Source organism: Lacrimispora sp. (assembly GCF_032078915.1).
Lineage (GTDB): Bacteria > Bacillota > Clostridia > Lachnospirales > Lachnospiraceae > Lacrimispora.
Window position 1 is genome coordinate 61,769 of sequence record NZ_DAMAUN010000025.1, and the last position, 6,000, is coordinate 67,768.

Here is a 6,000-nt window from a genome sequence, read left to right on the forward strand (position 1 = left end):
AGGAGGGGTTGGGGAATATGTATCAAACGATCATCATAGAGGATGACCCTATCGTTGCTTCTATTAACCGTCATTTTGTAGAATTAAATAAAGATATGGAAGTATGCGGTTGTTTTAACAATGGACAGGATGCTTTAAACTACTTGGAGGAGCATTCCGTAGATTTGGCCATCACGGAGCTGTATATGCCGAAAATGGATGGAATGGAGCTTCTGCGGGAGATCCGGAGACAGGAGAAGGATCTGGATGTCATAGTAGTAAGTTCTGCCAATGATGTAAAGCATGTTAAGAAGTTTCTTTCGCTTGGAATTATCGACTATCTGATAAAACCATTTGAATATACCAGGTTTAACCATGCTTTGGAGAAGTTTACGAAAAGTCAGGAGCTGCTGAAGCCTCGTAATTTCTCCCAGTCTCAATTAGATAAGCTTTTTTATATTTCTTCTCTGCCCCAGGCAGAAGAAAACAGCAAGGGAATCCAGGAAGCCACCTTAAGCAGTATCATGGATTATATGAAGATGCACCAGCTGGATCCGATGACAAGCGATATGATCGCCAAGGAGGTCCGGTTATCCAGTGTGACTGTCAGAAGGTACATGAACTATCTGTTGGAAAAACAGAGGGTTATCAGCGACATTGATTATAACACTGGAGGAAGGCCCAGTGTTGTTTACCGCTACATAATCGAAGAGGAGTGCCTGGCAGAGTGAGAAAAGTGCCGGAAACACTGTGCAGGTGTTCCGGCCTTTTCCTTTTTTATTGGTCACATTAACAGGATAGTAAAGGAATCATTATGCCCAGGGGATCGCGCTGTAGAGAAGTACTGCAGCTAAGGCACCGACCAGAGGCCCGAATAACACGATGGGAGCATATTTCCAGTTGGAACTGCCTTTATCCTTGATGGGGAGAACTGCGTGAGCAAGCCGGGGGCCTAAGTCTCTGGCAGGATTGATGGCGTATCCGGTTAAGCCTCCAAGGGACATACCGATGGAAACGATGATTGCAAACACCAGAAAGTTATTAACTCCTGCAGGAACCGCTCCTGCCTGCCCGATGCCTTTAATGGCAAATGTCAGAACGAATGTTCCGATAGCTTCGCTTAAAAAGTTGCGGCCGGTGTTGGGAATCGCAGGTGAAGTGCAGAAAACGCCTCGTTTCGTGGCCTGGCTCTCCGTTGCGTCAAGCTGATCCTTAAACAATAAGTAAACCAGGACGGCGCCGGTAAATGCTCCTGCAAATTGTGCGATCACATATCCCGGAACAAAGTCCCATGGAAGGCTTCCGTCTGCTGCAAGGGCAAAGGTAATAGCCGGATTAAAATGGGCTCCGGAAGCTGCACCGAAGATGAAAGCAGGAATCATAACCGCGAACCCCCATGCAAAGGAGACCTGGACGGAACCCCCACCCTTCATACCGGACTTATCCAGGTTAACATTGGCGACCACGCCGTCTCCGAGCAAAATCAAAATCATAGTTCCTAAAAATTCCGCTAAATACATTAACATACTTTTTTCCTCCCTGAATCTTTTATTTGATTTTCTAATCTTCTTTTGCCCAATCAAAGGAATATTTCACAGCTCTGTTCCATCCATTGATCCTTTTCGTTCTTTCTTCCCCGCAGATAACTGGTTCAAAGGTCCTGTCAATGGCCCAGTTCTTTAAGACATCTTCCTTGTTTTCCCAATATCCAACTGCCAGTCCTGCAAGATAGGCGGCGCCCATAGCAGTAGTCTCCACACATTGCGGGCGGTTAACGGGTGCATTTATGATATCTGCCTGCGTCTGCATGAGGTAATTGTTGGCGCTGGCTCCTCCGTCAACCTTTAAGGATGCCAGTTCGATTCCAGAATCGGATCTCATTGCCTGCAGTACGTCATTGACCTGATAGGCCAGGGAATCCAGGGTGGCGCGGATGATGTGGCATTTGTTCACGCCCCGGGTAATTCCCACCACAGTGCCTCTGGCGTACTGATCCCAGTGGGGAGCTCCCAGTCCTGTAAATGCAGGAACTACGTAACAGCCGTTGGTGTCTTTTACCTTACGGGCCATATATTCGGAATCCTGAGCAGAATCAATAAATTTCAGTTCGTCCCGAAGCCACTGGACGGCGGCTCCTGCTACGAAGATGGAGCCTTCCAGGGCATAATTCACTTTTCCATCCAGTCCCCAGGCAATGGTAGTCACCAGACCGTTGCTGGAGAATACAGGCTTTTCGCCGGTGTTCATCAGTAAGAAGCACCCAGTTCCATATGTATTTTTAGCCTCACCGGCGGTAAAGCAGGTCTGCCCGAAAAGTGCTGCCTGCTGATCCCCTGCCGCACCGCTGACCGGAATAGGACCGCCAAAGAACTGGGAGTCTGATTCTCCGTATATGCAGCTTGAAGGCTTTGCCTGGGGGAGCAGGGACTTTGGAATGTTAAGTTCTGTAAGAATGTCATCGTCCCACTCTAAGGTATTGATATTAAACATCATGGTCCGGGAAGCGTTGGAGTAGTCTGTTATGTGAACCCGTCCCTTTGTCAGTTTCCAGATCAGCCATGTTTCTACGGTTCCAAATAAAAGTTCTCCTCTTTCAGCCCTTTCTCTTGCGCCCTCTACGTTGTCTAAGATCCATTTTAATTTGGTTCCGGAAAAATAGGCGTCAATGACCAGTCCGGTTTTGGAGCGGAAGGTGTCGACCAATCCTTTTTCTTTTAAGGAATCACAGTATTCGGAAGTTCTGCGGCATTGCCATACGATTGCGTGATAAACAGGATCTCCGGTTGCCTTATCCCATACGATAGTAGTTTCTCTCTGGTTGGTGATTCCGATTGCAGAAATGTCTTCTGCAGAAGCACCTATTTTGGACATAGCTTCCACTGCAACCCCCAATTGCGTGGACCAAATCTCATTTGCATCGTGCTCCACCCAGCCGGGTTTTGGAAAATACTGGGTAAATTCCTTTTGAGCAACGCTGCATATTTCCCCTTTTTCATTGAACAGAATACACCGGTTACTTGTTGTGCCCGCATCCAATGCCATTACATACTTTGCCATAAAAATTCTCCTTTTCCTTTTGTTTTTAATCATTATAGGAAAACCCTGGCGAAAAAAGAAGAATAGGAAAGTAAAGAATGAATTACGTAAGTAAGAAACGCAAGTCCATTTATTTTACTTACAAAATGTGTTCAATACTTTCCAATGATTCCGCTCACTTCCGATATATGATAAATTATTATCAATGTGAGAGGTTGGGAGGTTTTATACAATGGTTTACAGCTATTATCCGGGCTGCACATTGAAGGCAAAGGCGAAAAAGCTGGACCGCTATGCCAGGGATTGTGCCCAAATATTTGAGATTGAGCTGGAAGAGATAGAAGACTGGCAATGCTGCGGAGGCGTCTACCCTGGAATGGCAGACGAACTTGCTACGCGCCTGTCTCCTGTGCGCGCCTTAAGGGAGGCCGGGGATAAAAAGCAGGATCTGGTGACTGTATGCTCTGCATGTCACCACGTGATAAAAAGAGTCAATGAGGATGTAAAGACCTCCGGAGAAATGAGGAGGAAGATCAACGCTTATTTAGAACCTGAGAATGGTTATGAAGGTGAAACAAAGGTGATCCACTACTTAGAACTGCTTCGCGACCGGATAGGCTTTGACCGGATCAGGGAAAAAGTAAAACAACCTCTTAATGGAAAGAAGATAGCTCCTTATTATGGCTGCCTGCTTTTGAGGCCTTTTGAAGTAATGAATTTTGACGATCCGGAAAATCCCTCGGTTATGGAAGAGTTTCTCCTTGCAATCGGTGCAAAACCGGTTCACTACGCTTTAAAAAACGAGTGCTGCGGCGGGTATGTGACCGTGGAAGATGAGGAATTCGCTTCTAAAAAAAGTTCCTCTATTATGGAAGCTGCTATGGACCAGGGAGCGGAAGGCATGATCACGGCCTGTCCCCTATGTAAATACAATCTGGAAAATGGCGGTCTGAAAGATGGCATTCCGGTCTACTATTTTACGGAACTTTTTGCGGAAGCTTTGGGAGTGAAAGAACAGGAGGAAGGAACGTGAGGGAAGAAATTTTAAGGATCAGCGGTGTGAATCCCTTAAAATGCATGAAATGCGGAAAATGTACAGCTTCCTGCCCGGCATTTGAAAAGATGGAATATCACCCTCATCAATTTGTGGAAATGGTTCAAAACAATCATATATCCCCCCTTTTGGAATCGGAATCCCAGTATTATTGTATGTCCTGTCTGGTCTGTGAGGAGCGGTGCCCCAGAGGGGTAAAGCCTCAGAAACTCATAGAAGCCGTCCAGGTTTTAAAGTTAAGGGCGCCGGAGGGTAACCGGCTGAAGCCCCAGGATGTGGCAGAACGGCTGGATCCTTCGCTTCCCCAGCAGGCCCTTATGGCGGCATTCAGAAAGTACAGCAGGTGACAAAAGAAAGGAAGGGATGAATTTGCAGAAAATAGGAGTTTTTGTCTGTTGGTGCGGAAGCAACATTGCGGCTACTGTGGATGTAAGTAAGGTCGCAGGAGCTGCTAAGGAAGAACCAGACGTTGTTTTTGCATCTGATTATTCCTACATGTGTTCGGAAGCCGGCCAGCTTATGATCCAAAATGCCATAAAGGAAAAGGGGCTGACCGGAATCGTAGTGTGCTCCTGCTCCCCGCGCATGCATGAAGCCACGTTCCGTAAAGCTGCACAGGCTGCGGGACTGAATCCTTACATGGTGGAAATCGCCAATATCAGGGAGCAATGCTCCTGGATCCATAAAGATAAAGAAGAAGGAACGAAAAAAGCAATTCTCCTGGCAAAGGCGGCAATTGCCAAGGTCCGATTTAACGAACCACTGACAGCGGGAGAAACCCCGGTGACAAAGCGTGCTTTGGTGATCGGAGGAGGAATTGCGGGAATCCAGACGGCCCTTGATATTGCAGATGCAGGATTTGAAGTTGACATTGTAGAGAAATTACCGACCATAGGCGGAAAAATGGCTCAGCTTGATAAGACGTTTCCCACTTTGGACTGTGCGGCCTGTATCCTCACGCCTAAGATGGTGGACGCAGCAGCCCATGAGAAGATCCGTTTGTTCACCTACAGTGAAGTGGAGAAGGTAAAAGGCTTTGTGGGGAATTTCACCGTTGATATCCGGAAAAAAGCCAGAAGCATACTGGAAGAGAAGTGTACGGGCTGCGGAGCGTGTACGGAGAAATGCCCTTCTAAGAAAACGGGAAACGAATTTAATGAAAGGCTGGATAACCGGCCTGCCATTTATATCCCCTTTGCCCAGGCAATCCCCAATATACCGTCCATTGACAGGGAAGCCTGCATTCATTTTAAAACCGGTAAATGCGGCTTATGCCAAAAAACCTGCGGCGTGGGAGCCATTGACTTTGACCAGCAGGATGAGATGATCACCAGGAAATACGGAGCCATTGTAGCTGCAACAGGGTTTCAGCCCATATCCGTGGAACGGTTTGACGAATTCCAGTATTCCAAAAGTCCCGACGTCATCACTTCCTTAGAACTGGAACGGCTGATGAATGCCGCCGGTCCCACAAAGGGAGAATTGGTGAAGCCGTCTGACCGTAAGCACCCAAACGATATGGTATTTGTCCAGTGCGTCGGCTCCAGGGGGGAATCCTGCAGGGAAAAGAGCTACTGCTCCAAGATCTGCTGCATGTACACGGCCAAACACGCCATGATGATCCGTGATAAATATCCGGACATCAATGTTCATGTATTTTACATTGACGTACGCACACCGGGAAAGAATTTCGACGAATTTTACCGCAGGGCAGTGGAAGATTACGGCGTTGATTACCGGAAGGGAATGGTGGGAAAGGTGATGGAGCAAAAGGGCGGTAAGCTGTTGGTGCAGGCATCCGACTTACTGACCGGAGAACAGCTTCTGTTACATACGGATATGGTTGTATTGGCAACGGCAATAGAGCCGGATAAATCAGCCAGGGCTCTGGCGACGATGCTCACGGCCAGCATGGACACCAACGACTTTTT

5 protein-coding genes and 1 pseudogene are annotated in these 6,000 nt (G+C 47.4%); 4 read left to right on the top strand and 2 right to left on the bottom strand.

All coding sequences use genetic code 11. The features are described 5' to 3' along the window. The first annotated feature begins 17 nt into the window (after positions 1-17). Positions 18-710, top strand: a complete 693-nt coding sequence (locus tag RT269_RS12105) for a response regulator (RefSeq protein ID WP_313182916.1) — start codon at positions 18-20, stop codon at positions 708-710. 81 nt (positions 711-791) lie between these two features. Here RT269_RS12105 and RT269_RS12110 read toward each other — a convergent pair whose 3' ends face one another. After that, positions 792-1,505, bottom strand: coding sequence for an MIP/aquaporin family protein (locus tag RT269_RS12110; protein WP_313182917.1), 714 nt, complete (start codon positions 1,503-1,505; stop codon positions 792-794). Positions 1,506-1,539: 34 nt separating this feature from the next. Next, positions 1,540-3,036 carry a glycerol kinase GlpK gene (gene glpK / locus RT269_RS12115; protein ID WP_313182919.1) on the bottom strand — a complete coding sequence of 499 codons (1,497 nt, stop codon included), beginning with the start codon at positions 3,034-3,036 and terminating at the stop codon, positions 1,540-1,542. A 211-nt stretch (positions 3,037-3,247) separates the two neighbouring features. On the opposite strand from glpK, the gene RT269_RS12120 reads away from it, so the two are divergent. From RT269_RS12120 to RT269_RS12130, 3 genes and pseudogenes are all read left to right on the top strand, one after another. After that, positions 3,248-4,048, top strand: a complete 801-nt coding sequence (locus tag RT269_RS12120; protein ID WP_313182921.1) for a CoB--CoM heterodisulfide reductase iron-sulfur subunit B family protein — start codon at positions 3,248-3,250, stop codon at positions 4,046-4,048. Next, positions 4,045-4,416 (top strand): 4Fe-4S dicluster domain-containing protein, encoded by a 372-nt coding sequence (locus RT269_RS12125; RefSeq protein WP_313182922.1) that lies wholly within the window; start codon positions 4,045-4,047, stop codon positions 4,414-4,416. Before RT269_RS12120 ends, RT269_RS12125 begins: the two co-directional genes overlap by 4 nt. Positions 4,417-4,438: 22 nt before the next feature. After that, positions 4,439-6,000, top strand: a pseudogene (locus tag RT269_RS12130) (NAD(P)-binding protein); the annotation flags it as partial.

Bases quoted from the DNA above. Each gene is read 5' to 3' on its own strand.
- RT269_RS12105 (WP_313182916.1), top strand. From the start codon at position 18: ATGTATCAAACGATCATCATAGAGGATGACCCTATCGTTGCTTCTATT.
- RT269_RS12110 (WP_313182917.1), bottom strand. From the start codon at position 1,505: ATGTTAATGTATTTAGCGGAATTTTTAGGAACTATGATTTTGATTTTG.
- glpK (WP_313182919.1), bottom strand. From the start codon at position 3,036: ATGGCAAAGTATGTAATGGCATTGGATGCGGGCACAACAAGTAACCGG.
- RT269_RS12120 (WP_313182921.1), top strand. From the start codon at position 3,248: ATGGTTTACAGCTATTATCCGGGCTGCACATTGAAGGCAAAGGCGAAA.